This window comes from Runella sp. MFBS21 (genome assembly GCF_029433105.1).
In the GTDB taxonomy this organism is placed as follows: Bacteria; Bacteroidota; Bacteroidia; order Cytophagales; family Spirosomataceae; genus Runella.
Map to the genome: position 1 here is coordinate 268101 of NZ_JARNTW010000002.1, position 25101 is coordinate 293201.

At 42.1% G+C, this 25101-nt stretch carries 23 protein-coding genes; 12 read left to right on the forward strand and 11 right to left on the reverse strand.

The window, feature by feature from the left end; translation table 11 throughout:
• The gene (locus tag P1X15_RS05380) at positions 1-753 is read left to right on the forward strand and encodes a LytTR family DNA-binding domain-containing protein (protein WP_277337120.1); all 753 of its coding nucleotides are present in this window, start codon (positions 1-3) and stop codon (positions 751-753) included.
• A 57-nt stretch (positions 754-810) separates the two neighbouring features.
• On the opposite strand, the gene fusA is transcribed toward P1X15_RS05380, so the two are convergent.
• Positions 811-2919, reverse strand: coding sequence for an elongation factor G (fusA, locus tag P1X15_RS05385; RefSeq protein WP_277337121.1), 2109 nt, complete (start codon positions 2917-2919; stop codon positions 811-813).
• 279 nt (positions 2920-3198) lie between these two features.
• Between fusA and P1X15_RS05390 the strand changes: the two genes are divergently transcribed.
• The 7 genes from P1X15_RS05390 (at position 3199) to P1X15_RS05420 (ending at position 10922) form a co-directional block, all read left to right on the forward strand.
• Positions 3199-3588, forward strand: a complete 390-nt coding sequence (locus tag P1X15_RS05390) for an HIT family protein (RefSeq protein WP_277337122.1) — start codon at positions 3199-3201, stop codon at positions 3586-3588.
• A 16-nt stretch (positions 3589-3604) separates the two neighbouring features.
• Positions 3605-5212 (forward strand): glycosyltransferase family 39 protein, encoded by a 1608-nt coding sequence (locus P1X15_RS05395; RefSeq protein WP_277337123.1) that lies wholly within the window; start codon positions 3605-3607, stop codon positions 5210-5212.
• A 169-nt stretch (positions 5213-5381) separates the two neighbouring features.
• A complete protein-coding gene (locus P1X15_RS05400; protein ID WP_277337124.1) occupies positions 5382-6386 on the forward strand; it encodes an NAD(P)/FAD-dependent oxidoreductase in 1005 nt (334 codons plus the stop codon).
• A gap of 2 nt (positions 6387-6388) precedes the next feature.
• Complete coding sequence (locus P1X15_RS05405) at positions 6389-6706, forward strand: 2Fe-2S iron-sulfur cluster-binding protein (RefSeq protein WP_277337125.1); 318 nt, start codon at positions 6389-6391, stop codon at positions 6704-6706.
• Positions 6707-7364: 658 nt separating this feature from the next.
• Positions 7365-8267 (forward strand): 16S rRNA (cytosine(1402)-N(4))-methyltransferase RsmH, encoded by a 903-nt coding sequence (gene rsmH, locus P1X15_RS05410; protein WP_277337126.1) that lies wholly within the window; start codon positions 7365-7367, stop codon positions 8265-8267.
• Positions 8268-8313: 46 nt separating this feature from the next.
• A complete protein-coding gene (locus tag P1X15_RS05415) occupies positions 8314-8697 on the forward strand; it encodes an FtsL-like putative cell division protein (protein WP_028667985.1) in 384 nt (127 codons plus the stop codon).
• Between the two features lie 29 nt (positions 8698-8726).
• Positions 8727-10922 carry a penicillin-binding transpeptidase domain-containing protein gene (locus tag P1X15_RS05420; RefSeq protein WP_277337127.1) on the forward strand — a complete coding sequence of 732 codons (2196 nt, stop codon included), beginning with the start codon at positions 8727-8729 and terminating at the stop codon, positions 10920-10922.
• 49 nt (positions 10923-10971) lie between these two features.
• On the opposite strand, the gene P1X15_RS05425 is transcribed toward P1X15_RS05420, so the two are convergent.
• A complete protein-coding gene (locus P1X15_RS05425) occupies positions 10972-11844 on the reverse strand; it encodes a sugar phosphate isomerase/epimerase (protein ID WP_277337128.1) in 873 nt (290 codons plus the stop codon).
• 454 nt (positions 11845-12298) lie between these two features.
• Between P1X15_RS05425 and P1X15_RS05430 the strand changes: the two genes are divergently transcribed.
• Positions 12299-13036: a head GIN domain-containing protein gene (locus tag P1X15_RS05430; RefSeq protein WP_277337129.1), complete on the forward strand. Its 738-nt coding sequence runs from the start codon at positions 12299-12301 to the stop codon at positions 13034-13036.
• Between the two features lie 51 nt (positions 13037-13087).
• Here the strand turns inward: P1X15_RS05430 and P1X15_RS05435 are convergent, their stop codons facing one another.
• The 4 genes from P1X15_RS05435 to P1X15_RS05450 all read right to left on the reverse strand — a co-directional run bounded on the left by P1X15_RS05435 (position 13088) and on the right by P1X15_RS05450 (position 18249).
• Entirely contained in the window at positions 13088-13849 is a 762-nt protein-coding gene (locus P1X15_RS05435; RefSeq protein ID WP_277337130.1) for a LytTR family DNA-binding domain-containing protein, read from the reverse strand.
• Positions 13850-13873: 24 nt separating this feature from the next.
• Positions 13874-14512, reverse strand: a complete 639-nt coding sequence (locus P1X15_RS05440; protein WP_277337131.1) for a sensor histidine kinase — start codon at positions 14510-14512, stop codon at positions 13874-13876.
• Positions 14513-14941 carry a globin family protein gene (locus P1X15_RS05445; protein ID WP_277337132.1) on the reverse strand — a complete coding sequence of 143 codons (429 nt, stop codon included), beginning with the start codon at positions 14939-14941 and terminating at the stop codon, positions 14513-14515. It lies immediately after the preceding gene.
• A gap of 110 nt (positions 14942-15051) precedes the next feature.
• Positions 15052-18249, reverse strand: coding sequence for a two-component regulator propeller domain-containing protein (locus tag P1X15_RS05450; protein ID WP_277337133.1), 3198 nt, complete (start codon positions 18247-18249; stop codon positions 15052-15054).
• A gap of 318 nt (positions 18250-18567) precedes the next feature.
• Here P1X15_RS05450 and P1X15_RS05455 point away from each other — a divergent pair, with 318 nt between their 5' ends.
• Entirely contained in the window at positions 18568-19269 is a 702-nt protein-coding gene (locus P1X15_RS05455; RefSeq protein ID WP_277337134.1) for a DUF3592 domain-containing protein, read from the forward strand.
• Positions 19270-19350: 81 nt separating this feature from the next.
• Positions 19351-19818, forward strand: a complete 468-nt coding sequence (locus tag P1X15_RS05460) for a nucleoside triphosphate pyrophosphohydrolase family protein (protein ID WP_277337135.1) — start codon at positions 19351-19353, stop codon at positions 19816-19818.
• Positions 19819-19865: 47 nt separating this feature from the next.
• Here the strand turns inward: P1X15_RS05460 and P1X15_RS05465 are convergent, their stop codons facing one another.
• A complete protein-coding gene (locus P1X15_RS05465; protein ID WP_277337136.1) occupies positions 19866-21566 on the reverse strand; it encodes a glycosyltransferase family 39 protein in 1701 nt (566 codons plus the stop codon).
• Complete coding sequence (locus P1X15_RS05470) at positions 21563-22195, reverse strand: phosphatase PAP2 family protein (RefSeq protein ID WP_277337137.1); 633 nt, start codon at positions 22193-22195, stop codon at positions 21563-21565. The genes P1X15_RS05465 and P1X15_RS05470 overlap by 4 nt, the downstream gene beginning before the upstream one ends.
• Before the next feature lie 76 nt (positions 22196-22271).
• Between P1X15_RS05470 and P1X15_RS05475 the strand changes: the two genes are divergently transcribed.
• A complete protein-coding gene (locus P1X15_RS05475; protein WP_277337138.1) occupies positions 22272-23102 on the forward strand; it encodes a hypothetical protein in 831 nt (276 codons plus the stop codon).
• A gap of 56 nt (positions 23103-23158) precedes the next feature.
• On the opposite strand, the gene P1X15_RS05480 is transcribed toward P1X15_RS05475, so the two are convergent.
• Genes P1X15_RS05480 through P1X15_RS05490 form a run of 3 tightly spaced genes read right to left on the reverse strand, consistent with a single transcriptional unit; the run spans position 23159 to position 25099 of the window.
• On the reverse strand, positions 23159-23410 hold the full coding sequence (locus tag P1X15_RS05480; protein WP_277337139.1) for a Trm112 family protein: 252 nt from the start codon (positions 23408-23410) through the stop codon (positions 23159-23161).
• Complete coding sequence (locus P1X15_RS05485; protein WP_277337140.1) at positions 23388-24041, reverse strand: thiamine phosphate synthase; 654 nt, start codon at positions 24039-24041, stop codon at positions 23388-23390. Before P1X15_RS05485 ends, P1X15_RS05480 begins: the two co-directional genes overlap by 23 nt.
• On the reverse strand, positions 24038-25099 hold the full coding sequence (locus P1X15_RS05490) for an AIR synthase family protein (protein ID WP_277337141.1): 1062 nt from the start codon (positions 25097-25099) through the stop codon (positions 24038-24040). The genes P1X15_RS05485 and P1X15_RS05490 overlap by 4 nt, the downstream gene beginning before the upstream one ends.
• Between the last annotated feature and the right edge of the window lie 2 nt (positions 25100-25101).

Consider the following 25101-nt stretch of genomic DNA (forward strand, 5'->3'; position numbering starts at 1 on the left):
ATGAAAGCGATTATTATCGACGACGAACCCGACTGTGTAAGGCTATTGGCTTTGCAGTTGAAAATGTACTGTTCGCAAGTAGAAGTAGTGGCAGAGTGTATCAGTAGCGAAGAAGGACTAAAAGCTATTCGGACTCAACAGCCCGACGTTGTTTTTTTGGATATTGAGATGCCTAAAATGAATGGCTTTCAACTATTGGAAATGGTAGGTGATTTGAATTTTGCCGTTGTGTTTGTGACTGCATATGATAAGTTTGCAGTAAAAGCTTTCAAATTCAGTGCTATTGATTATTTGTTAAAACCAACTGATGCGAAAGATTTGCAAGCAGCAGTACAAAAAGTAGAACGGAGTCGCCGTACCGATAGCCGTCAGGTAGAATTGCTCAAGCAGCAATTGCTTTCATCCCACAACCCTACGAGAACATTTCCTGAAAAAATCGCATTACCCTACCAAAATAGCGTGGTGTTTGTCGAGCTCAAAAGTGTTCTTTATTGCGAAGCTGATAACAATTATACGTTATTGTTTTTGGAAGGTGGACAAAAATACTTAGTCTCTAAAACTTTACGAGATATTCAGGATACTCTGGAAGAACGTAATTTCATGAGAGTGAGTCGTCAGCATTTAGTAAACCTTGACAGAATTGTCAAATTTATGAAAGGTGAAGGCAATTATTTAGTGATGTCCGATGGCTTCACGATTCCCGTTGCTCGTAGTCAAAAAGAGAAACTAATGGAACGATTTGGGTGGTTATAAACAAAAAGAAAAACCCCGATTTTCGGGGTTTTTCAGTATATAATCTATAAGGTAATTCTAACCTTTTGACTTTGCAATTACGGCTTCTGCCAAGTTGTTTGGCAAGAATTCGTAGTGAGAGAAAGTCAAGTTGGCAGTAGCACGACCTGACGACATCGTCCGAAGGTCTGTTACGTAACCAAACAACTCTGACAAAGGTACATCGGCTTTGATAACTTGGGCACCAGCGCGTGAATCCATACCTTTCATGATACCACGACGACGGTTTAAGTCACCTGTAATAGGACCTGTGTACTCTTCAGGAGTCAATACTTCAACTGCCATGATAGGCTCCAACAATTTTGGACCTGCTTGACGAGCGGCTTCTTTGAAACCTAATTTTGCGGCCAATTCGAAAGAAAGTGAATCGGAGTCAACATCGTGGTAAGAACCGTGGAACAAACGCACTTTCATGCTTTCCAATTGGTATCCTGCCAAAGGCCCGTTGGCCATTGCTGCTTCGAAGCCTTTTTGTACAGGTTGGATAAATTCGCGAGGAATAGCACCACCTACTACTTCGTTTACAAACTGAAGACCTTTTTTAGGCTCTTGACCTTGCTCGTGATCGTCACGTGGCCCGAGTTCAAATACGATATCGGCAAATTTACCGCGACCACCCGTTTGTTTCTTATAAACTTCACGGTGTTCGATGTTTTTGGTAATCGCTTCTTTGTAAGCTACTTGTGGCGCACCTTGGTTTACTTCTACTTTGAACTCACGACGCATACGGTCGATGATGATTTCTAAGTGAAGCTCACCCATTCCTTTGATGATGGTCTGACCTGTCTCTTCGTTAGATTCTACTTGGAGAGTAGGATCTTCTTCGATAAGCTTACCGATTGCCTTAGAGAAGTTGTCTTGGTCAGCGGTTTTCTTAGGCTCAATCGCGTACCCGATTACTGGATCCGGGAATACCATTGATTCAAGAATGATTGGGTTTTTCTCATCAGAAAGGGTATCACCTGTTTTGATGTCTTTAAAACCTACTACCGCTCCGATGTCTCCCGCTTCCAAACGCTCAATGGCATTTTGCTTATTGGCGTGCATTTGGAAGATACGCGAAATACGCTCTTTGTTTTCTGAACGGTTGTTCAAAATATAAGAACCTGCTTCTAGTACCCCAGAATAAGCACGGATAAAACACAAACGACCTACGTAAGGGTCAGTGGCGATTTTGAACGCTAGAGCAGAGAAAGGTTCATCTACGCTTGGTTTACGAGCGATTTCTTCTCCTGTATCAGGGTTAGTTCCTTTGATGCTTTCTTTGTCGAGTGGTGAAGGCAACAAAGCCATCACGTAGTCAAGCATGGTCTGTACACCTTTGTTTTTGAAAGAAGAGCCACAAAGCATTGGTACGATTTTCATGTCAATCGTAGCGGCACGCAAGGCAGTCAAGATTTCGTCTTCGGTGATAGAATCTGGATCTTCGAAGTATTTTTCCATCAACGACTCGTCGTATTCTGCTACTGCTTCGAGGAGTTTTTCGCGCCATTCGGCGGCTTCTTCCTTCATATCGTCAGGGATAGGTACGATTTCGTAAGTCATTCCTTTGTCATGCTCGTTCCAAATCATACCGCGGTTGTTGATCAAATCAACCACCCCTTTGAATTGGTCTTCTGCACCGATAGGCAATTGCAAAGGCACAGCATAGCTACCGAGCATTTCTTTTACTTGCTTGCATACGTTCAAGAAGTCAGCACCAGAGCGGTCCATTTTGTTGACGAATCCCAAACGAGCTACGTTATAGTTGTTGGCCAAACGCCAGTTAGTTTCAGATTGAGGCTCAACCCCGTCTACTGCACTAAACAAAAACACAAGACCATCTAATACGCGGAGTGAACGGTTTACTTCTACCGTAAAGTCAACGTGACCTGGAGTATCAATGATGTTGATATGGTACTTGTTATCTCTCCATTTCCAATCTACTGTTGTAGCGGCAGATGTAATAGTGATACCGCGCTCTTGCTCTTGCGCCATCCAGTCCATCGTTGCAGCACCATCGTGCACTTCCCCGATTTTGTGGCTTACCCCTGCGTAATAAAGAATCCGCTCCGTTGTGGTGGTTTTACCAGCATCAATGTGAGCAGCAATCCCAATGTTTCTTGTGAATTTTAAATCACGTGCCATGGTTTTTGTGATTGTTATTGAATCTGTTAAGTCTAAATTGCTTAAATTGTGGTGATAAGGCGGGCGGTTTTGCCTCAGAATTAGGCATATACGCACAAATTATGGTACCATTCTGAAAATCAGAGCGCAAAATTAGAGGTTTTACAGCGGAAAACCAAACTTAGATTTATACAAATTTGCGGGAAGTGGGTTTTGTTGAGGCACTTACTTTGGCTGACTGAGGAAAGTTTGTAAATTGCCAGCACTAATTTTATTGCTAACATTCTTTTACTAATTCTTATGCCTTCTATATTCAGCCGTATTGTTAATGGTGAAATCCCTTCTCACAAAATTGCCGAAACCGACGAATTCTTAGCTTTTTTAGATGTTTTCCCTTGTGCGCCTGGCCATACCTTAGTAATTACAAAAAAAGAGGTCGATTATATTTTTGACTTGGAGGATGAGCTATACCAAGGACTGATGAAGTTTTCGAAGCAAGTGGCGGCAGCCGTCGAAAAAGCAATTCCTTGTAAGCGTATCGGCGTAGCAGTGGTGGGGTTGGAAGTGCCGCATGTGCACGTGCATTTGATTCCACTCAATAGCATGGCCGACATGAACTTCAACAATAAGCTTAAAATGAGCCAAGAAGAACTTGCCGAAATCGCCGCTCAAATTCGTGCCAAACTCTAATTCTTGATACTAACTGATGAGTATTCCTAAGACGGCTGACAAATGGGCGGTTGTAGTGTTTTTCCTAGGTTACTTTTTGGTAGGGCTGTTGTCTTTTCGAGACTATGGTATTTCGTTTGATGAGCTTGTCAATCGTGCCAATGCCGTCGTATCGGCGCAGTACCTTACCGAATTGGCGGGAATAAAAGCCGATGCTTCAAACAATATCCCTAAGCTACATCAATACCGCGACAAAGACTACGGAGTGGTGTTTGAGTTGCCACTGCTCTTGGCCGAAAAAGCCCTTCGCCTCAATACCGACAACAAAAGCCAAACTCTTTTCTATTTTAGACATTTTTGTACTTTTTTGGTCTTTTTTGTAGGTGTTTTCTTCTTCTTCTTGACGGCTTATCGCTGGCTCAAAAATACCTACATTGCGCTTGTTGGTACTATTTTTTTGATACTGACACCGCGTATTTTTGCCGAATCATTCTATAATGGAAAAGATGTAGTGTGTTTGGCTTTCTTTATGATTGCCACTTATTTTCTGATAGAGTTTGTGCGGTATCGTCGGTTTTGGGATGGGGTTTGGTTGGCGTTTTTTACGGCGGTCTCTATCAACATGCGTCCCACTGGACTGATTTTGCCGGTGGTTGCTATGGGTTGGCTGGTCATAGACTGGGTACAAATTCCCGCTTTCCGTCGCCGAATCTTGCAGATGGGAGCGATTCAGCTAGGACTAGTAATGTTTTTTACGGTGGCATTGTGGCCTTATTTGTGGGAAAATCCCGTCGCTCATTTTGGGCAGGTCCTCCAAAATATGAGCAAATTCCGCTTTACCTATCCTGTTTTGTTTTTGGGAAAAAATACCCTTGCCCCCGAACTACCGCGTTATTATGCCCTTCTATATGTACTAATCACTACCCCGATTGTTTATTTATTACTATGGGTTGTGGGTGGTTTTCGTATCATTCAAAATACCCTAAAAGACATTCACCACATAGGACTTCATCGAGAAGCTATTACTTTTTTAGGACTAAGTGTAGGTCCTTTTGTGGCAGTCGCACTTCTGCATTCAGTACTCTATGATGGTTGGCGACAGTTGTATTTTGCCTATGGTGCTTTTATGTTGGTAGCGATGAGAGGGCTTGTTTATCTTACCGAAGAAATCCCCCTATCGAGATGGCTAAAAACTTCTCTGGTAGTAGTAGCTTCTTTTTATACCTTATATATAGGCTGGTGGATGTACCAAAACCATCCTTATCAAAATGTGTATTTCAACACTTTAGCTCCTAGGCCGATTGCTTCTCATTTTGAGCGGGATTATTGGGGATTGTCGTACCGGCAAGCGTTGGAATATATCGCCTCGCACGACAACCGGCCTAATCTCAAAGTCATTGCTAACTTAAAGCCTGGCTACCTCAATCAGATGATGCTGAGTGAAAGTGCTAAGAAAAGAATTCATTGCGAGCATATCACTCCTGAAGAAAGAAAGCGAAAACACTCTTCGGAATTGGAATGTGATTATTTTATTACAGAATACCGTTATGCCCCTAGTCCTTTTCCTTATGAAAAAGAACTCTATTCGATTGAAGTAGACGGTTTCAAAATCATGTCAGTTTTTGACGGAAAACCAAAGAAATAATTTCTCTTAGTTTTATAACTAAAAGTAATTATGGATAAGATTTTATGATTGGCGCTTGATAGGCTCATGAGCTACATTTGTGTCTATAAAATGCTTGAGAGTTGCAAATGGACACTTTTGTCAGGCTTTCTACTTTTAATTTCTTATTCATTGAAAATTACTAATAGTTATGATTTTGACCGATATTTGTATTATAGGTGCTGGCCCAGTTGGGTTGTTTAGCGTTTTTGAAGCAGGACTTCTCAAGATGCGTTGCCACTTAATTGATGCATTGCCACAGGTGGGAGGGCAGCTTTCGGAGATTTATCCCCAAAAACCTATTTATGATATTCCGGGGTATCCTACTATCAAGGCACAGGAGCTGATTGATAACCTAATGGCTCAAATAGCTCCTTTTAAGCCCAGCTTTACTTTGGGTGAAAGAGTCGAAGCAATCGAGCGTCAGGAAGATGAATCTTTGGTTGTCAAAACTTCCGATGGAACCTTGGTCCACACCAAAGTAGTGGTGATTGCAGGGGGGTTAGGTTGCTTCGAACCTCGTAAGCCCGAAATTGCTGACTTGGAGACTTTTGAGGGGAAAGGTGTGGCGTATATGGTCAAAAATCCTGAATTATTTAGAGACAAACATATTGTGTTGGCAGGGGGAGGGGACTCTGCTTTAGATTGGACAGCTTATTTGTCGGAGGTAGCTAAGACTACGACGCTTATTCATAGAAGTGATACTTTTAGAGGTGCTCCCGACTCAGCCGAAAAGGTGTTTGAGTTGGCCGAAAAGGGAAAGATTAACTTGATTTTGCAATCCAATGTGGTGAGTTTACAGGGTAATGGCCACTTAAAGGAAGTAGTAATAGTCGGCAAAGATAAGACCCCACGAGCTATTCGTTCGGATTATTTTATTCCACTTTTTGGACTCAGTCCTAAGCTAGGGCCTATTGCAGATTGGGGGCTCAATATTAGTAAATCGGCTATTGAGGTAAATACCTTCGATTACTCTACCAACGTGGAGCGTATCTACGCTATTGGCGACATCAATACTTATCCCGGAAAACTCAAGTTGATTTTGACGGGATTTCACGAAGCAGCCATGATGTGCCAAAGTGCTTTTAAGTACGTATACCCCAATCAGCACCTTAGTTTCAAATATACCACCGTCAACGGTGTTAATGCTTTTTAATCATGATACAATTTACCGTAGAAGATAGAGTAGGTCAGCGTCAAGACCTCGAAATCCCCGAAGGAATCGGGCTAAATCTTATGGAAGTCCTCAAGGCTTCTGAATATCACATCTTGGCTACGTGCGGAGGTATGGCTTTGTGCGCTACTTGTCACGTAGAAGTACTCAACGGCGGAGACAATCTTCCGCCCATCAATGATGCCGAATTGGATATTCTCGATACCCTTCCTGCGGCTACTTCCTGTAGTCGTTTGGCGTGTCAGCTACGGGTTGATGAAACGATGATGGGTACTGTATTCAAAATAAAAGGTGAAGAATAAATAAATCTAGGTGTTTGACAGCATTCCCATAACATAGATCATCACGAATTTAGATGATTCATAAAAAACCTTCTGATTGGTGTTTGAGTAAAGATTGGCCCTCAAATATCAATTAGAAGGTTTTTTATGCTTGTCAAAGCTATCTTTTTATGAATATTCTTCCCTTGAGTTATTGTTTGACTTCTCCGAAGTCGTTTGTTTATTGTGGATACGTGTTAGCTACAAACGTTGGACCTCTCCGAGGCAGAATGGAAGAAAGGTGTTTTGGAAGAAGAGCTTCGGAGAAGTCAAACAAAAATCTTTTGATAACAAATTTTGAGCTTCTGATTCTATCTGGTATATGTTAGCTCTTACGCTTTCTAACCTTCGGGATAATTCTTTGATAAAAAACAGTTCTTATAAGTCTTTCTTTTTGAAGTAGTTTTAAAATTTTCCCTGAAAAAGAAAAAATACCTATCTTAGAGTTGAGACGAAATTTCTATCTTTGTCATACGAGAATATACTGTCGTTACCCCTTTGAAAATACAATCAATTGCCCGTTCGTCGTTAATTTGACGAATACTACCCTCCTTGTCTCGTCAAGTTCGTTATTTTTGCACGCCCCAAGCCGCAAGGTGAGGCGTTGTTTGAAATTGACAGAGTAATATTAATCTAAAAAATGTATCATAATCCGGTATTATTGGACGCCTGTGTAGATGGGTTAAATATTCATCCAGAAGGTATCTATGTGGATGTCACTTTTGGAGGGGGAGGCCACTCAAAGGCTATTTTATCTCGTCTTGGTGATAAGGGTCGTTTGTTTGGTTTTGATCAAGACCCAGATGCTAAGCTCAATGCGCAGGCTATTGATGATAAGCGTCTTACGTTTGTGGATGCCAATTTTCGATTGCTTCAAAAATACCTCCGCCTGTACGGAGTGAGGCAAGTAGATGGGATTTTGGGAGACTTGGGGGTGTCGTCGCATCAGTTTGATACGCCCGAGCGCGGTTTTTCGACGCGATTTGATGCCCAACTTGATATGCGCATGAATCCGCGTGGTGGACTCAGTGCGCGCGAATTGGTAAATACTTATTCGGCAGAAGAACTACATCGGATATTTGGGATGTATGGTGAGCTACAAAATGCCAAAACCGCTGCCGCAGCGATTGTGGCAGCAAGAGCCAATCAGCCCATCGAAACGGTCAATGAGTTGAAGCAAAGCTTACAGCGCTATGCTCCTCGTGGTAAAGAAAACAAATATTTTGCTCAGGTATTTCAGGCATTGCGCATAGAGGTAAACGATGAAATGGGAGCTTTGCAAGAATTTTTGACCCAAGCTGCCGAAGTCCTCAAACCTTCAGGAAGATTGGTAGTGATGTCTTATCATTCTTTGGAAGACCGATTGGTGAAAAATTTTATCGGAAAAGGAAAATTTTATGGAGAAGTGGAAAAAGACCTGTTTGGCAATGACCTCAAACCGCTTCAATCCATCACTCGTAAGCCCATCGAAGCTTCGCCAGAGGAGATTACCCAAAACTCACGGGCGCGAAGTGCTAAACTGCGGATTGCCGAAAAATTATAAATTTAAAATAAACATTACTCTAACCCTTTTTTAAACACTCAAGCATATGGCTGTCAACGTATTAAATGCGCAAAAGAAACCCCGCAAGACGAGTGCTAACAATAGCAAGGTACTGACTTGGGTAGGTCAGTGGTTTAATGTGGAAAAACTGATTGGCGGTAAAGAATTTCCGGTTCATTATTTAGACCGCGCTCTATTTTTACTAGGATTGGGGTTAGTGGTTATATTTTGTCGTATCAATGCTGAGCGCCAAATGCGACACATGCGCAAAGCGAATGAAGAAGTCAATAACCTTCGTGCTGCTTACACCATTTTGAAAGCAAATTATATGAAAATGGGAAAACAGTCAGAACTAGCTCCCAAAGTCGAAAAGCTTGGCCTCAAAGAAAGCCGCATTACTCCGCAGAGAATTGAGGTCAAAAACCCTTAGAGATTATAAAAATTTAGCTGCCTTAACCCATGATAAAGAGACCTAAAAACATCAGAGACGACATTTTGCAGCGCTCATGGCTCATTACGGCGGGCCTTATAGCACTAGGAGTTTTTGTGATTTATCGGATATTTTATATCCAACATTATGCTCTTTATAAAGGCAAACCTTGGATAGATTATATGTCAAAGACGGTCAGGATTGATACCATTCCGGCCATGAGAGGCAATATCTACTCCAATGATGGTAGCTTGATTGCTACTTCTTTGCCCTATTTTGAAGTATCTATCGACCCTTCGGTTGCAGATAGCACCTATTTCTATACCAGAGTAGATTCCTTGGCTACTCTTTTTGCAAGTACTTTTAAGCAAAAAAGTAAAGAGGAATATCGCCGCGAATTGGTTTTTGCGCGGCATGAGTATGAGAAAAATGCTAGAAAAGGCAATCGAAATATCCGTTTGCTCAAGCGTAAAATTACTTACCGAGAATATGACATCATTCTCAACCAAACCTTTAAAGCTTATCGTATCACCAAAGAAGGTAAACAAGAACCCGTTTCTTGGAATGGGTGGCCATTTTTCAGAAGATTTGCTTCTACAGGACGTAGCAAAGGAGGCAAGCTTACCATTTCTTATGAAAGATATAATCCTTTTGGCTCTCTAGCAGAGCGTACCATTGGGTATCTTGATAGAGGTACTAGACGGGGGCTAGTGGGCATTGAAGCGAGCTTTGACAAAAAACTTGCTGGATCGCCAGGGGTAGGCCTTTTTAGAGTGCTGGACGATCAAACTTTCATGCCCAACGAAGATGATGCAGGCTTGCAACCTATCAATGGCTATGATTTGTATACTACGCTAGACGTTAATTTTCAGGATATTGCCGAGACTGCCCTCCGAAATACCCTTCAACGCTACAAGGCTTCGCATGGTTGTGTAATTGTGATGGAAGTACAAACGGGCGAAATCAGAGCCATTGCGAATCTATCCAGATACGGCGATTCGACTTACCGCGAAACCTACAATCACGCATTGGCAGGACGTGCCAATCCAGGTTCTACTTTTAAGTTGGCTACTATGCTAGCGGGCTTTGAGGAGGGATTGCCGTTACAAAAAATGTATCATACAGGTGATGGGATAGCCAAATATAGTACTGCTACGATCAGAGATACCAAACGAACCGGTCATGGCAGTATTACGGCACAGCAAGTGTTTGAAAAATCCTCAAACGTGGGAGTACACTTGATCATGAAAGATTATTTTTATGCCAATCCTGCCAAATACTTAGGGTATCTCAAGCGCTTTCATTTACGGGAAGGCACTCAAATTCAGATGCTGGGCGAGCCGATTCCGAAGGTGCGCACTCCTTCCGATAAGTTGTGGAGTAAAACTTCATTGACTTATATGAGTTATGGATATGAATCTGAACTGACACCCTTGCAGATGTTGGCTTTTTACAATGCTATCGCCAATGATGGCTATTGGGTAAAGCCGATTTTGGTGAAGCAAATAAAGCAGGCCGATGAGATTGTTCAGGAGATTTTGCCCACCCAAAGTGCCGAAAAAATAGCGGCTGAAAATTCGCTTCGTAAAGCAAGACTTATCTTGGAAGGGGTAGTGGAGAGAGGTACGGCTACCAATATCCGTAACCCAAACTGCAAAATTGCGGGTAAGACAGGTACAGCTCAAAAGCTCGTCAATGGACGCTACGTGCCAGGACTTTATAATACTTCTTTTATAGGGTATTTTCCTGCTAATGCCCCCAGATATACTTGTCTAGTGATGGTAGATAGTCCGCGTGGATTTAGTATGGAACAATTGTATGCAGGAAGTGTGGCCGCTCCAGTTTTCAAAGAAGTGGCTGACCGCATTATTGGATACGATATTACGATGCATCCGCCTTTGACCAACAAAAAAAATAAAACCTCAGAAATGTCGCGTCAGCTGCGAGCGGGGCATGCTGAAGACTTAAGGATTATTTCGGAAGAAATGGACATAGAATCGCCAGTCAATGTAGACGGGTGGGTCGAAGCCAAAAAAGCGAGTGAGGGCTTGAAATGGGAAAATCGTGATGCAGATCCCAATAAGCTCCCAAATTTGAAAGGAATGACGTTGCGAGATGCCCTCTATTTATTAGAAAATCATGGTTTTAAGGTAAAATACCAAGGTAAAGGCAAGGTAGCTTCCTATGAATATAAACAGGGTTTTTATCATCTCATTCTCACCTAAAAGTAGCTATAAAGTTGATAAAAGGGGGCTTGAAAAGCCCCCTTTGCTTTTATCCCCATTTTGCTTTTTGGATATTCTCCATGCTTATTTTGACACTTTCGAGGGGAGGGCGTTTGCATACGTCTTGTTCTACAAAATAATGTTTAAGCCCTGCTTTCTTGGCGTGTTTAAACAACACCCCGAAGTCAATACTGCCTAATCCTACTTCGGCAAACTCTTTTTCGGGCGTGTTGGCCATATCTTTGAGGTGCCAAAGTGGGAAACGTCCAGGATAATTATTGAAATATTCGACCGCCTGCTCGTTGGCTTTGGCTACCCAGTACAAATCAATTTCCATGAGGATGTTGGTATTTTTTAACAACAAATCATAAGGTTTTTGACCGTCTACTTTCTGGGTAAACTCAAAATCATGGTTGTGGTAGCCAAATCCCAGTCCTGCTTTTTTTGTAACTTCTTGGCCTTTGTTGAGTTGATCGATGAGTTGTTTATAATCTTCAGGTTTGCGCTCATCGTCAAATAGATAGGCAATGACGGCGTATTTTTGTCCGATAGCTGCGGCATCATCTACTACTTTTTCCCAGTTTCTGATGAGTCCATCTGCATTGGCCATGGCTTTGCTTCGACCTGTAAGATAGTGACCACTGATAGCTTCTAAGCCATTGTCTTTTAAGATTTTGAGGTACTCGGAGGGAGTCTTACCAAAAAACTTCCCTTGTCCATACCCAAAGTTTTCTACTTTTTTGTACCCTAGTTTGGCTACTTCGGCCAATATTTTTTCGATGCCTTCTTTTTGGATGTCGTTACGAAGTGTATAAAGCTGTAGCCCTACCGACTTGGCGTTGGGATTGGCTTGCGCCTGAATGCCGAGCAGTGCCAATGCACTCATGCTAGCAGTTTGTTGTAGGAAGATTCTACGGTTCATTGGTGGTAATTTAAGGGATTGATAAATAGGTTAATAAATGAAAAATGAAACAAAGGGGAGCTGAAAAACCTGGTTTTGGAAAAAGAGACTACACCTCGCTACTCCTGTCGGACACAAATGTAACTAGAATGTATTTGCAACATAACAGTTTTTTGTAGTCTTTATTTTAGTTAGGTGCATGCAAGTATATGAAGGAAAACAGATGGAAGCGGAAAGTTTGAGACGTAAAAAAATAGTATAATGGAAAAAATGCGAACTTAGTATAACTAATAATAACTTGCCCAAGTGGTGATTAGGTCGAAATGTAGTATTAACTTTTCGACCCAAAGCATGTAAGCTAAATAGTTTTAAGCAATGATTATTTGGAACAAAAAGAAAACAGCATCAAGATGCAACATCTCGCATCGAAAGCACATCTTTTAGAAAAACAAAACTACAACCGACATAAAAAACCATGAAAACTAGTCCTTTTATCCGCTTCTCTTCCCTGGTCTTTGCCAGTATTTTTATGCTGTTTGCGTGCTCTTTTTCTTCCGAAAACACCAACTATACCCAAGATGACGAGCGTACTTCGCGTACTTTAAATCACAAGGGATTTGACCGCCTATCGCTTGGAAGTGCCTTTGAAATCATCGTCACCAAAGGCAACTATTCCGTCAAACTCGAAGGCCGCCGCCAAGACCTCGACGATTTGGAATCGGCCGTAGTAGGCGACAAACTTCGAATTCGCTACAAAGATTCTTTTAATTGGAACCGTAACCGCAAAAAAGTAACCGTTACGATTTCGATGCCTACTCTCAAAGGCCTTGACCTCTCAGGTGCTACCAATTCAAGAGTATCAGGATTCAATGATTTAGGAACCCTCGATTTGGATATTTCGGGAGCGTCTAAGTCTGATATTCAGGTGAAAGCCCAAAAAATCATCATGGATATTTCGGGAGCCTCTACTATCACCTTGGTAGGGTCGGCGCAACGTTTAGAAGGTGAGATTTCGGGTGCTACTTCGTTGAGAGCGTATGATTTTCCGGTGAAAGAAGCGATTTTGGATGTATCGGGCGCAAGCAGTATTCGAGTGAGTGTCAATGGTAAACTCGACGTAGAAGCAAGTGGCGCTAGCAATGTGCGCTATCGTGGTACGGCTTCTGTCCGCTCTAATACCTCAGGCGCAAGCTCTGTAAGAAGCGAATCATAGGTCCACAACGCAGTTAGCGCTCAAAGCGCTGACTGCGTTTAAGTTTTACTTCTAGCGGTCAATCCAACGTTTAAAAACCGGCGCTTTTTCGCGGCTTATTTCTACTTCGGGCACATGCTGATTTTTTAGTTTTACATACAACTTCCCTGAGGTATCTCCTTTATAACTTTCAATGGCACGTTGATTAATGATTTGGCGACGTCCTGCCCTGAAAAACTCCGAAGGATTGAGAATATCTTCGATTTCGTCGAGGGTATTTTGCTCAGCTACGTATTTTTGCCCGTCGTGGGTTACTACATAAATTACTTGATCCAGATAAAACACATCAATATCGCTGAGCATAATCGGCAACGACGCATTTCGGTGTTGCACAATGAGTTTTTCTTTATAGACTCTATTTTGGTGAGAAGGGTGATTGACGAGCGATTGTAATAATTCGTTGGAAATAGTGTTGTTTTTTTGGATTGCTTTAAATTTCTCTAAAGCACGGATAAGATCCTCTTCATCAATAGGTTTTAGTAAATAATCAATACCGTTTACCTTGAATGCTTTGATGGCGTATTCGTCGTAGGCAGTGGCAAATATGATGGGGCATTTGATGTCGAAATAGTTGAACAAATCAAAGCTGATGCCGTCTGAAAGCTGAATATCCATAAACAACAAATCAGGCTCGGCGTTTTGCATAAACCACCTGCGAGCAGTTTTAACACTGTGCAATATATCCAAAACTTCTACTTGGGGGGCGATATCCTTCAGCATTCGTTGGAGTTGTTCGGCGATGAGGATTTCGTCTTCAACAATTAAAACTTTCATGATTAGAGTGTTGAGGGAGTGGTTCTAAGATTCTTTATTTAAAAGCGGAACAATGACCCTGAAAGTGCTTTCGGTTTGTTCGATAGTAAGTGGAACTGTCGATAAATAATTATACAGATTTCCTAAGCTTTGGAGGGTTTCTTGCCGTTTGGCTTCTAAAATTTGTTTTTTCTGTAGGTTGTTTTCTATGACTAGTGCATATCCTGCTACTTCGATACTTATACAGAGTGGGGAGTCGGGATCGGTGATGTTGTGACGGGTGGCGTTTTCGACCAATATCTGCAAAACAGCTGGCACAATTTGCGCCTGAAGTACCTTCGAATTAGTATGAGCTTTGATGTGGATCTTTAGACCCTTTCCAAATCGCGTTTGTAACAAATCAGCATAGTCTCTAATAAAGCTCAGTTCGTCGGTCAAAGTTACTAGAGGTGTGTCGCGGGTAGAAAGTATATAGCGATACACTCTCGTAAGCTGACTCAAAAACTTGACAGCAAGGCGCGGGTCACTATGAATGAGGCTCTCCAAAGTAGCGAGGCTATTGAAGAGAAAGTGAGGATTAAGTTGACTAATTAAATTCTGATACTTGACATCCGAATTGATAGTCTCAAAAGAATACTCACGGGCCTTGCCGGGAGCGATAGGTATTTTGGCGCGGCGATTCATTCAGGCGTCGGTTTTGGAGTAGGCCGCTTCTATCATCACACTCGACATAAGTTGGTACACTTCTTCCCAAGCTTGGCGAATATCAGGCGTAAACTCATCTTTTAGGATTTCTTCCAATGTCCACATAAAAGACTCACTTACTGCAGTATAATGCGAAGCCTCAACGCCATATTTGATATGTCTTTTGCCCAAATCCTGAAGGAGTGGTATGAGCTCATCAAGATTATCTAATGAGCATACGGCAAAACTAATAACCTGAAAGAGTTTGATTCCTTGGGTTTGGAGATCACTTTTAAAGAGGGGCTTTACTTCGGGCAATATCTCAAATAATCGTTGATAGAATAGCTGAGCGGCCCGTTCGGCACGGGGTACTACCCGAGCAAAGCTGGTTTGGATAAGCTTTTTTTGTGGGGGTTCGATATTATTCATAGTTCTTTAAGGAGGTTCGCAAAGCTAACAAGAGGTAGAGAGGTCTTAAACAAAAAAACATTAAGTCGTTGGTTTTGTGAGTTATGTCTGCTAAACCAACGGCTAAGCCGTTAATCAATCAAGGGTACATATACCCGAAAATGCTCATCGGTTTCCACGATCTTCAGTGGCTTGTCGGTCAGATAACTATACAAGGCTCTAAAATCGCCAAGGCCTTTTTTGTTGGATGTGGTTACGGTTATTCTTTTTTGAAGGTTGTTTTCAAAAACTAAGTAACCGTCTTTGGTGCTGATTTGAATCCACAATGGAGATTCCAATGTGGTAGTATTATGCTTGATAGCATTTTCGATGAGATTTTGGAACGTGACGGGTACTACCTTTTGATTTAAAATGTCGTCGGGAAGATTTAACTCGATTTTCAAACCCGCTCCATATCGCATATGCAATAAGCTTACAAAATCGTTGGCAAAACGAAGCTCTTGTTCGAGGCTAACTACTTCGTGGTCATCGTTTTCGATTAAATAACGGTACACTTTTGTAAGTTGCCGTAAGTATTTAGAAGCGAGCTTATAATCTTTATAAATCAAGCTATCTAATACCGCTAGACTATTGAACAGAAAGTGCGGGTTAAGCTGATTTACTAGATTTTGGTATCTCGACAACAGCTTTTCCCGTTCGAGCAATATAGCTTTTCGCTCAGTTTCGGCCTGTTGTTTTTGGGCTAATTCAAATTTTTGTTGATAGGTCAATTTCTCGGTAAGTTCTTGATTGAGCTGTTTTTGGAGGGTACGTTGTTCTTCCAATAATTTTACTTCGAGGGCGTGCTCTCGCTCAATCATTTTTACCCGCCACAAATAATAGTAAATACCTGTACCAATGATAGTCATGCCCAACAATATCCTAAACCACCAAGTCTGCCAAAAAGGGGGATAAATAATAATAGGAAGACGATAAGGGACGGTGTTCCAAAGGCCATCATTATTAGCGGCTTTGACGTGCAAAACATACTCTCCCGGCGGCACATTAAGATAGTTGAGGGTAGCCTGTTGGCTTGGCGGACTCCAGCGTTTTTCGAGATTTTCAAGCCAAAACGTAAAAAGGTTATTTTCGGAATGATCGTAGCTTAGAGCAGAAGCTTCTATGGTTAGGTCATTTTCGTCGTAGCTAAGGCTAACAGGGCGGTCTGATTTGGGAATCAAGGTAGAGAGCTTCTCTTTGCCATATACTTTGAGTGAAGTAATCACCACCGGCGGCACATAATTATTGGGTTTGACGTGTTCGGGGTGAAACTTTACCAAGCCATACAGCCCTCCAAAGTAAAGATTTCCCTCTGAATCTTTGAGGACGGACTTGGTCTCAATAGAAAGTACTTTAAGGTTATCGGCTCTTCCAAAAGACACAAAACGCTTGGTAAAGGCATCATACTTACAGAGTCCATTGGCGGTCCCCATCCAGAGGGTATTGCCTACCATCACTAAAGCCGAAACGTAATTGTTGACCAAGCCATCTCGGGTAAAATAATTAGTGAATTCTTGGGTTTTTGTATCTAAGTAAGCGAGCCCATTATCTGTCCCCATCCATATATTTCCCTTGTTATCTTCGGCAAAAGACATGACGCCGTTGTCAGGTAGGCTTTTAGGATTGTCTTCTTGATATCGATAGGTTTTTACGGTTTTCAAATCATGACTAATACAGAGCACTTCATCTACGCCGCAGCCTGCCCAAAGGTTGTTTTTGCTATCTACGTACAAACTGTTAAAGCGATTGGGAGGCAGGCGCCTGATACGCTCATCATTGAAACGATTGGCAAATGTTTTGGTTTTGGGGTCAAAAATATTGAGTCCTTCATCGGTTCCTATGTACAGTTGACCGCCAGGTCTAGGATAAACATCGTACACGTTTTTGCCTGCTACAAAATCTTGCCGACTAAGATTAGAGGGAGGAGAAGGCATGGTTTCGTTGGGCAAAAAATCGTACACTTCTATTTGACCCGTGCTTGGAATCAAGTGATGAAAATGGGAATGTGTCCCAAACCACACTTCATCGTGAGGGTCTACCCATACGCAATTGACGGCATGGTCGGTTGGGGCTTTAGGGTCTTTAGGTTCGTATTTATAAATCTTATAAGCATTGGTTTGCTGATTGACCCAAAGCATACCATTGTCGGTTGCTAGCCATAGGTTATTAGCGCGGTCAATTCCGACTCGGTTGATAGCCGCCCCATTGGCAGAGCTTGGTTTATAGCCTGTTTTATCAAGTGGTGACGAAAAGGACTGGTTAGAAGGATGAAAACGACTGATGCCTTTGTATGCTGTAGTAAACCATAGCACTCCCGAGTGGTCTTGAAAAATAGCCCTCACATAGTTAGAACTAAGGCTATTGGGGTTACTAATATCACTTTGATACTGCTGAAATTTTTGTTGAGCTTCATTGTAAGAAAATACTCCCTCTCCTTGTGTACTAATCCAAAGCTTACCATCTTTTGCAAAAAATAAACAACTAATCTCGCGGGCTTGTGGCATAGGGATGCCAATGCGTGTAAAATGTCCAGTGCTCGGGTTTAGTTCTGATAAGGAGCCATTGCGATTACCTATAATGATATGCCCTGTTTTAGGATGCTTAACAAGCGCCGAAACAGAGTTGTCAGGAATACTACCTAGTTCGTCGCTTTTGCAAAAAACTTCAAAAGTTTTTTCTACATAATCATAGTGATAAAGCCCCAAGTCAGTCCCAATCCAGACAGTATTACGGTCGACGAGGAGTGTTCGGATAGAATAAACCGATGACTTGGAAGATTCGTCAGTAGGGAGCTTAAGAAGTTCAGATTTTTTAGTTTTGGGGTCAAAAACAATCACCCCGTGGGCAGTAGCGAGCCAAAGTTTACCACGTTTGTCTTCCCCAATCGCCCTGATATAATCGGAGCGGTCGCCGTATTGATTGAAGTGAAATCTTTCAAAACGCTGTGTTTTAAAATCAAATCGATTAAATCCATGCTGTGTTCCCACCCATAAGGTACCATTTTTAGACAAAAAAACCGACCTTACAATAATATCAGACAATGAATAAGGGTTTTGGCGGTCGTGGTCAAATACCAAACATCGTGTACCATCATACCGTGTCAATCCTGCCAAAGTACCTACCCATATAAAGCCTGAAGTGTCTTGTACGATACCCGTGGCATAGTGAATCGGAAGACCTTGCTCGGGGCTTAAATGTTGAAAAGAAATATCAGAAGACTGCGCACCCGCATTCCACAACCTACAGCAACAAAATAAAAATATAAAAATGGTGATGAAGCGGAAGTGCATTCGGAGTCGTTGAAATGATATGATCTGTAAAGTTGCAAAAAAAAGAACGGTATCTGAAAAAGTATAGCGGGTGAAAATAACATCAGAAAAAGCAACGAAAAAAGAAAAAAACTTGAGACGTAGATTATGAACAGTGAAGCGTAGGAAATCTGAATTTGAACCGTAGGAAAACAGTTTTGAGAAGCCCTAGCCTCAACCGAATAATAAGTGAGTTACTGTATAGTTTGAAATGGTAAATAACTTTGCTGAAAAACAGATACTTACGTGGTCGTATTAAGGCCAGTAAGGAAATGAAATAGCAATAAACATTTATTAATCATGTGGTTGAAAAATAATTTTTGGACTTTCTTTTGTGGCTTATTTGCATTAGTGGGTACCATTTTTGGCATCGTGGCTTATGCAAGTTGGAACTCTACCCAAACCCTCAAACGCAAAGGCGTAGAAACAGTGGGTACGGTAGAGGGATTTAATCGGAACCGAAATGGCTCCTCGGCTCCCGTGATAGTGTACACCACTCGCGAGGGTGTAGAGGCTCGGTATTATTCTTCTACCTATTCGAGTCCGCCCGCTTATGACCTTGGCGAAGAAGTCAAACTGTGGTATATGCCTGACAAACCCGACGATGTGGTATTGAGTGGGATAGATTCGTGGTTATTCTCCGTTATCTTCGGTGCTTTTGCGGCCATTTTTGCTGGAATTGGCTATGGCGGGTTGATAGGAATATGGCGAAAAAATCGTAACAAAGAAAAGCTGAAAGAAAGCGGGCAAACTATCTTGGCCGATGTAGTAGATGTAAGATTCAATGCTTCTTTGAGAATTGGCGGCAAAAGCCCTTGGGTCATCGTAGCTCAGTATTTTGAGCCTCACTCCCAAAAGGTTTATACCTATGAGAGCGACAATATTTGGTACAATCCCTCGCCTTTTCTGACGCTTGGACAAAAAATCAAGGTGCGGGTAGAGCCGCAAAATTATGCGGTTTATGAGGTAGATATTTCGTTTTTACCATCTGTAGGTAACTAAGATGTAGCGAACACAGGGAGGCTTCTCCGTGTTTTTTGTTAGTTTTGGGGCATAGTTTTATCCCAACAACTCATTTATTCAATGGAACCATTAGACTGCCTCAACCAAGTTGCTGATTTTCACCGTACCTTTAAACATCCTATTTTAGAAACTCCCCAAATCCCTTCTGAAGACCGCTGTAAGCTTAGAGTAGCGCTGATTGCTGAAGAGTTGAAGGAGCTGGAAGTAGCGATTTTGGAGAAAGATATTGTAGGCGTAGCCGACGCTCTCGCCGATATTCAATATGTACTTTCGGGGGCAGTATTGGAATTTGGATTGGGCCATAAATTCAAAGCCTTGTTTGACGAAGTGCAGCGCTCCAACATGAGCAAGGCTTGTAACTCTATCGAAGAAGCCGAAGCTACCATCAAACATTTTCAGGACAAAGGCACCGATTGTTATTACAAAGAAGACAATGGTAAGTACCTCGTTTATCGCACTTCCGACAATAAAACTTTGAAATCGGTATTTTATTCACCCGCTGATTTAGAAGGCGTTTTGAACCAATAAATAAAACTTGGCAGGCCTGAAAAAACATCAAGCCTGCCAAGCAATTATCATTGATTCAAAGACTCCGAAATTTTTTGATAGTCAGGTTTTCTTCTGAAAAATACAAACCCATTTTCTTCTTTTATTAGCTCCAGATTGGGATGAATACGGTACGGCTCGGCGCGGTCGATTCGTGAAATCAAAAAAGTAGGTTTATCTACGGGTCCATTGATGAGCCATTCTTCACTACTTGCTTCAGGACGTACACCGGGAGGTTTTTTGAAATAAAAAAACTGCGCATAACTCTTAAACCCAATGGGCCACACATAAATATCCTGTCCCCTCTTGGATTCATAAAAATCAATGACAGTTTGCTGCGTATAGCCTTCGATTTTGGGGACCACTATGGCAGTATAACTAAACATCAATAGAGCTGTGGCAAAAAATACGGCCCTGATAGCCAGTAGTTTGTTTTGGTTTTTGAGGAACAATGGCACACAAATGATACAAAAGTAACCTACGCCAAAAAACCATTCATATCCTTTCCACTCCACAGGTGCCTGTAAATTGCCGACTACGAATGTGTCGTCAATATAGGGCGTAAAAAAGGCGGTATAAATACCAATCAGCGGCACTGCCATGAGAGCAAGAGAAAGTACAAAACCCACCATAATAAAAAGTGTACTCACCCATCTTGGCCATGTAACTTGGTTTTGAAGCCATCGATATAGCCACAATGCCGCCAAAAACGACAGTGGGAAGTAAGTCATGGAGCTATAATGCACGATTTTGGTCTTCACGATTGAGAATACAATCATTACTACCCAAAACAAACATAACATCATCAATGGAAAGCCTTGAGGAAGTGGGTTGTTAGTAGTTTTTCCAAATTTTTTGATCAAAGGAGCAAAAATCGCCGATACGTAAGGAAGACCCAGTACTGAAATAGGAAAGCATCCTATCAATACTACTACAAAATGATAATAGAAAGGCTGACCGTGGTCGGCTTCGGAGGTAGCTCCAAGTCGATACAGGTACTCCAAGAAGGCCACAAAGGTAGCCCACCCACTTTCCCAAATAATAGCCAACATCCAGCCTAAGGTAAGTAAGCCCGCCGTGAGGCCAAAAATAAAAAGGTTTTTGAATGAATAAATGGGTGATTGGGAGTGAGATTTTGATTGAAAATAACTCAACGCCCAGTAGGTTCCCAAAGTAAGGGTAGGTATGCCTACTCCCACGGGGCCTTTGGTCCAGACGGCTAATCCTGCAAAGACACCCGCCCAAAAAAAACGTAAAGGTTTGTCGGAAGGAAAAAGCAAAACGACGCTCAAAAACATGAAATAATTGAACCAAGGGTCGATGATGCCCGATTTGAAATACAAATGTGGCGTAATAGAACCTAGATAAGCCAATACCCATAAGAAACCGAAACGGGCATTGTAGAGACGTTTGCCTAAAAAATAAAAAGTCAAAAGCGTGATGAGACCAATGACCGCATTAGGAAAACGCGCCGCAAATTCGTTGACTCCGAAGATTTTCATAGAAAGAGCCTGTAGCCAAATAAATAAGGGTGGTTTTTCCCAAAAAGGTTGGTAGTCGATTTGGACACGAAGGTACTTGCCCGTCATGAGCATTTCACGTGCCGATTCGGCAAAATTGATTTCGTCCCAGTCAAATAAATGTACTTTACCCAAAAAAGGAACAAAAAAAACGATAGCCAACAACGCGACCGCCCAAGGTTTTTCGAATATAGATTGTTGATTTTTCATGACAAACTTGTTTGTTTCATGCGTTGTTTCCAAAAAAACGCTACTCCCAATGCCGTAATGCTACCCAGCATCGAACCTACGAATACATCTACCAAAAAATGTTGGAGTAAATACATTCTCGAAAACCCTACCAGCGAGGCAGCTACCAGACACATAAACTTTAAAAAAGGGGATTTGGCCCAAATGGCAATAAGGGCAAAAAAAGCAAAAGCAGAAGTAGTATGTCCTGACGGAAAACTATTCCATTGGCTTAGTTCTACCCCCGAAACAGTGTGTAAATGCTGCATCATTCCCGAAAAATACTGAGCAGGGCGAGGTTCTTTGGGAAAACCAAAGTTTTTGATGAGTTGTGCCAATATCCCCGAAATAGCATAGGCAGCGATGATGAGAGCCCCCTTGATTCGTGACCAATACATCAGGATAAGACCTACACCGATGCAAAAAATCCCATCGCCTACGTGAGTATAATATTTGAAAAACACATCCGCCCATGTACTATGATGTCGATTGATTTCTAGACTAATGATGCCTTGTCGATACAGAAGCTGATAAGTGCCCAATACTAGCAAGAGAAGGCAATAAGGTGCGATAAAAGGTAAGTTGTAACGTAGCGCGCGAAAAAAGTTCATGATGCAAAGATAGGCCACTTGAAAATAAAATTACCATCTTTACGTTGTGTATGCGTTTACAACTTTTCAAATTTTTATGAAAAAACTATTCTTCTTCGGTTTGTTTAGTACTTTTTTGGTGAGCTTTCAGGCGGTGGCTCAAAAAGTACTCCAAGAGGTTATTGTGGAGTACGTGGTTTTTCGTACCAGCAATACGGTCAATAATCTGTTGGCAAAAAATAAACCTATCAAAGTTACACTTCCTAAAGGTACAGCAGGGGCTTTTTATAGAATTACGGTTTACAACAACGAGAAAGTAAACACTTGGGATACTTTTTACAAGAATCTGCGGGTTATCAATCCTGATACTTTGAGCAAAGAAGGCTTTGATTTTAGGCCCTATTTGGCAGAACCCAACGGCGAATTGAGCGTAGATGTGGCTTTCTTTACGGACAAAAAAGCAGCGAGCGATTTTGACTCTGGCAAAGAAGCAACTGCCTGCTACAAAGTAGAAGATACCAAAACTGCAGTAGGTATGTTGGATAAAACTTGCGTGGGAGAAGAGTTGTATTTTGTGGTAAAGAAAAAAGAAAAGTCAACCTTAGCGACGGTAAAAGTCGAAATAGTAGCTTTGGCCGACATCGCCACCGACCCTGTCAATGATCGTTACCCTTTTTCAATTCAAAACGAACTTAGTAACGAAATCGCCTATGAAGTAAGCGGAGACCGTATTAATTGGCAGGCATTTTTCTTACCTACCAAAAAGAAGGCCGAATTTAAACTTGCTGATAGCCAAGTGTATATGAGAATAAGCACCGTTGACAAAGCAAGTGAAGAATACAAAGTAGAATCGGGCAAAAAGTACCGGTTGTATTGGAACAAGGATAAAAATAGCATTGATTTAGGCGAAATATCCCCTAAAAAATAATCATTCTCAGATAGAACCCCGGCTGCGTTCAAAACGCAGCCAGGGTTTTTTGTACGCTACTCGGGGGTGTTGGTAGTACCAAGCTGTTTTGCCCAACGCGCCATGATAGGTGCTTCAAGTCGTTTTTCGCGGTATTCGTCGGGGTTCATGATTGGAATACCATACACAATGGGATAATATCGCGAACAAGCAGGGCAGGAAAGTAAGCCTTCGATGATGTTTTGGTTGACATCCTGGGTAATGATTGTCAGCTTGAGATCTTGTTTATCAAACGGACAGCAAAGTTTATGAATGAGCGTTGCTTTCATGGTTGAGGAAATGATTTTTAAATTGGATAGTAGTTTTAAATGGGTCGTCTGATTTCATAATGCCCGAAATCAACGCCACGCCATCAATACCGCAAGGAATAAGCGAATCAATATTGCCTAAGCTAATACCACCTGCCACAAAAATGGGAAGTGGAGTAGAGGCTCGCGCTTGTATGACGGTGGCGGGCTGGACGATTTCACAAGAATCAGCAGCAGAAGTAGGAAACATCGAGCAAAAAGAAACATAATCAAACCCTTGTTGGGTAGCCCAGTGTACTGTAGATAAATCGTTGCCGCACGTAATTCCCTTCAAAAAAGGTCTAGCAATTTCTTTTTGTATCAGGGGTAGGTGGGAGGGAGGTGCATCAAAATGAACGCCGTCAAGGTGGGAATTTTTTAACAACTCCCAATGATGGTTGATAAAAACAGGAACTTCATACTCATGCGCTAGAGCCGTAATAGCCTCAATATATCCCTCTTTAGAAGTATCGGGCAGCCAATGATCCCAAATTTGTACGGTGCTGATGCCGGCTTTAAGAGCTTGTTCTAGGCGCGGCAACGTAAATGAAAGTTCCCATGCAGGGTCAATGACGAGATAAATACCTCCCGTAATTTTTTTTAAATCATTCATGTGAGTCCTTGCTTAAGTGCGTTGAAAAAGGCGGCCCAATAAGGGTCGGTATCAGGTGGAATAATATTTTGGCTTCCTTGAGCAGACAGCAACTGAACCCCTTCAGAAGGAACTGTAAATCTACCTACACAAGTAGCGGCGATATGATTTTCTTCCAAGGTTTTGAGCAGTGCGGCAGTACTATTGGGAACTACCGCCATAATCATACTGCCGGCGCCTACGCAATAGGCAGGGTCGATATTGAAAATCCTACAAACACTTTGAGGAATATTCCCAAGGGGCAAACGCTCTGCTTCTACCAAAGCACCACAGCCCGATGCTACGGCCATTTCGTATATCGCCCCCAAAATCCCCCCTTCCGTCACGTCGTGCATGGCGGTGATTGATTTTGGGGTATGGTGATTAAAGTGAGCCGCAATAAGTGCTTCAGGAAGACTACTAGTTTGGTAAAACAAAGAGGAGGCTTCCTGATATACTTCGTTTCCACCCAGATTCTTGACGGTGTTGGGAAAACTTCGCGCCAAAATAGAAGTAGCTACCAAAGCGGCTTGCTTCGTCACCACTATATCTTGTCCTGGCTGCGCCCATTTGCTACATAGCATTTGACCTTTGGGCGCGGTGGCAATCATGGTGCCACCTCCCGCAATAGAGGAGTCTAGGCCCTGAAACCTGCCCGTATGCCCTCCCGTGATAGCCACGCCTATCTGTTGGCAAAAAGAGTGGATATACTGCCAATATACCTCAAAATCATGGGCAGAGACATAAGAGGGAAGGTTAAGGACAAATTGGGCGTACTGAGGGGCAATACCAGTGGTAGCCATATCATTGGCCATGAGATGTACCGATAGCCAAGCTGATTCTTCTAATCCCAAATTGGGAATATAAGACAGAGGGTCGCTGGTGAGGGCCATTTCATAGCCATTAGGTAAATCTATAATAGAGATATCGGTACCAAAACTGGGACCCACTCTTACTTCGGCACGAGCTGCACCGCAGTAGGGGAAAATCTGCGATTTGAAATCTTCGTCGGAGATTTTGCCCGTTTTTGTATCTTCCATGT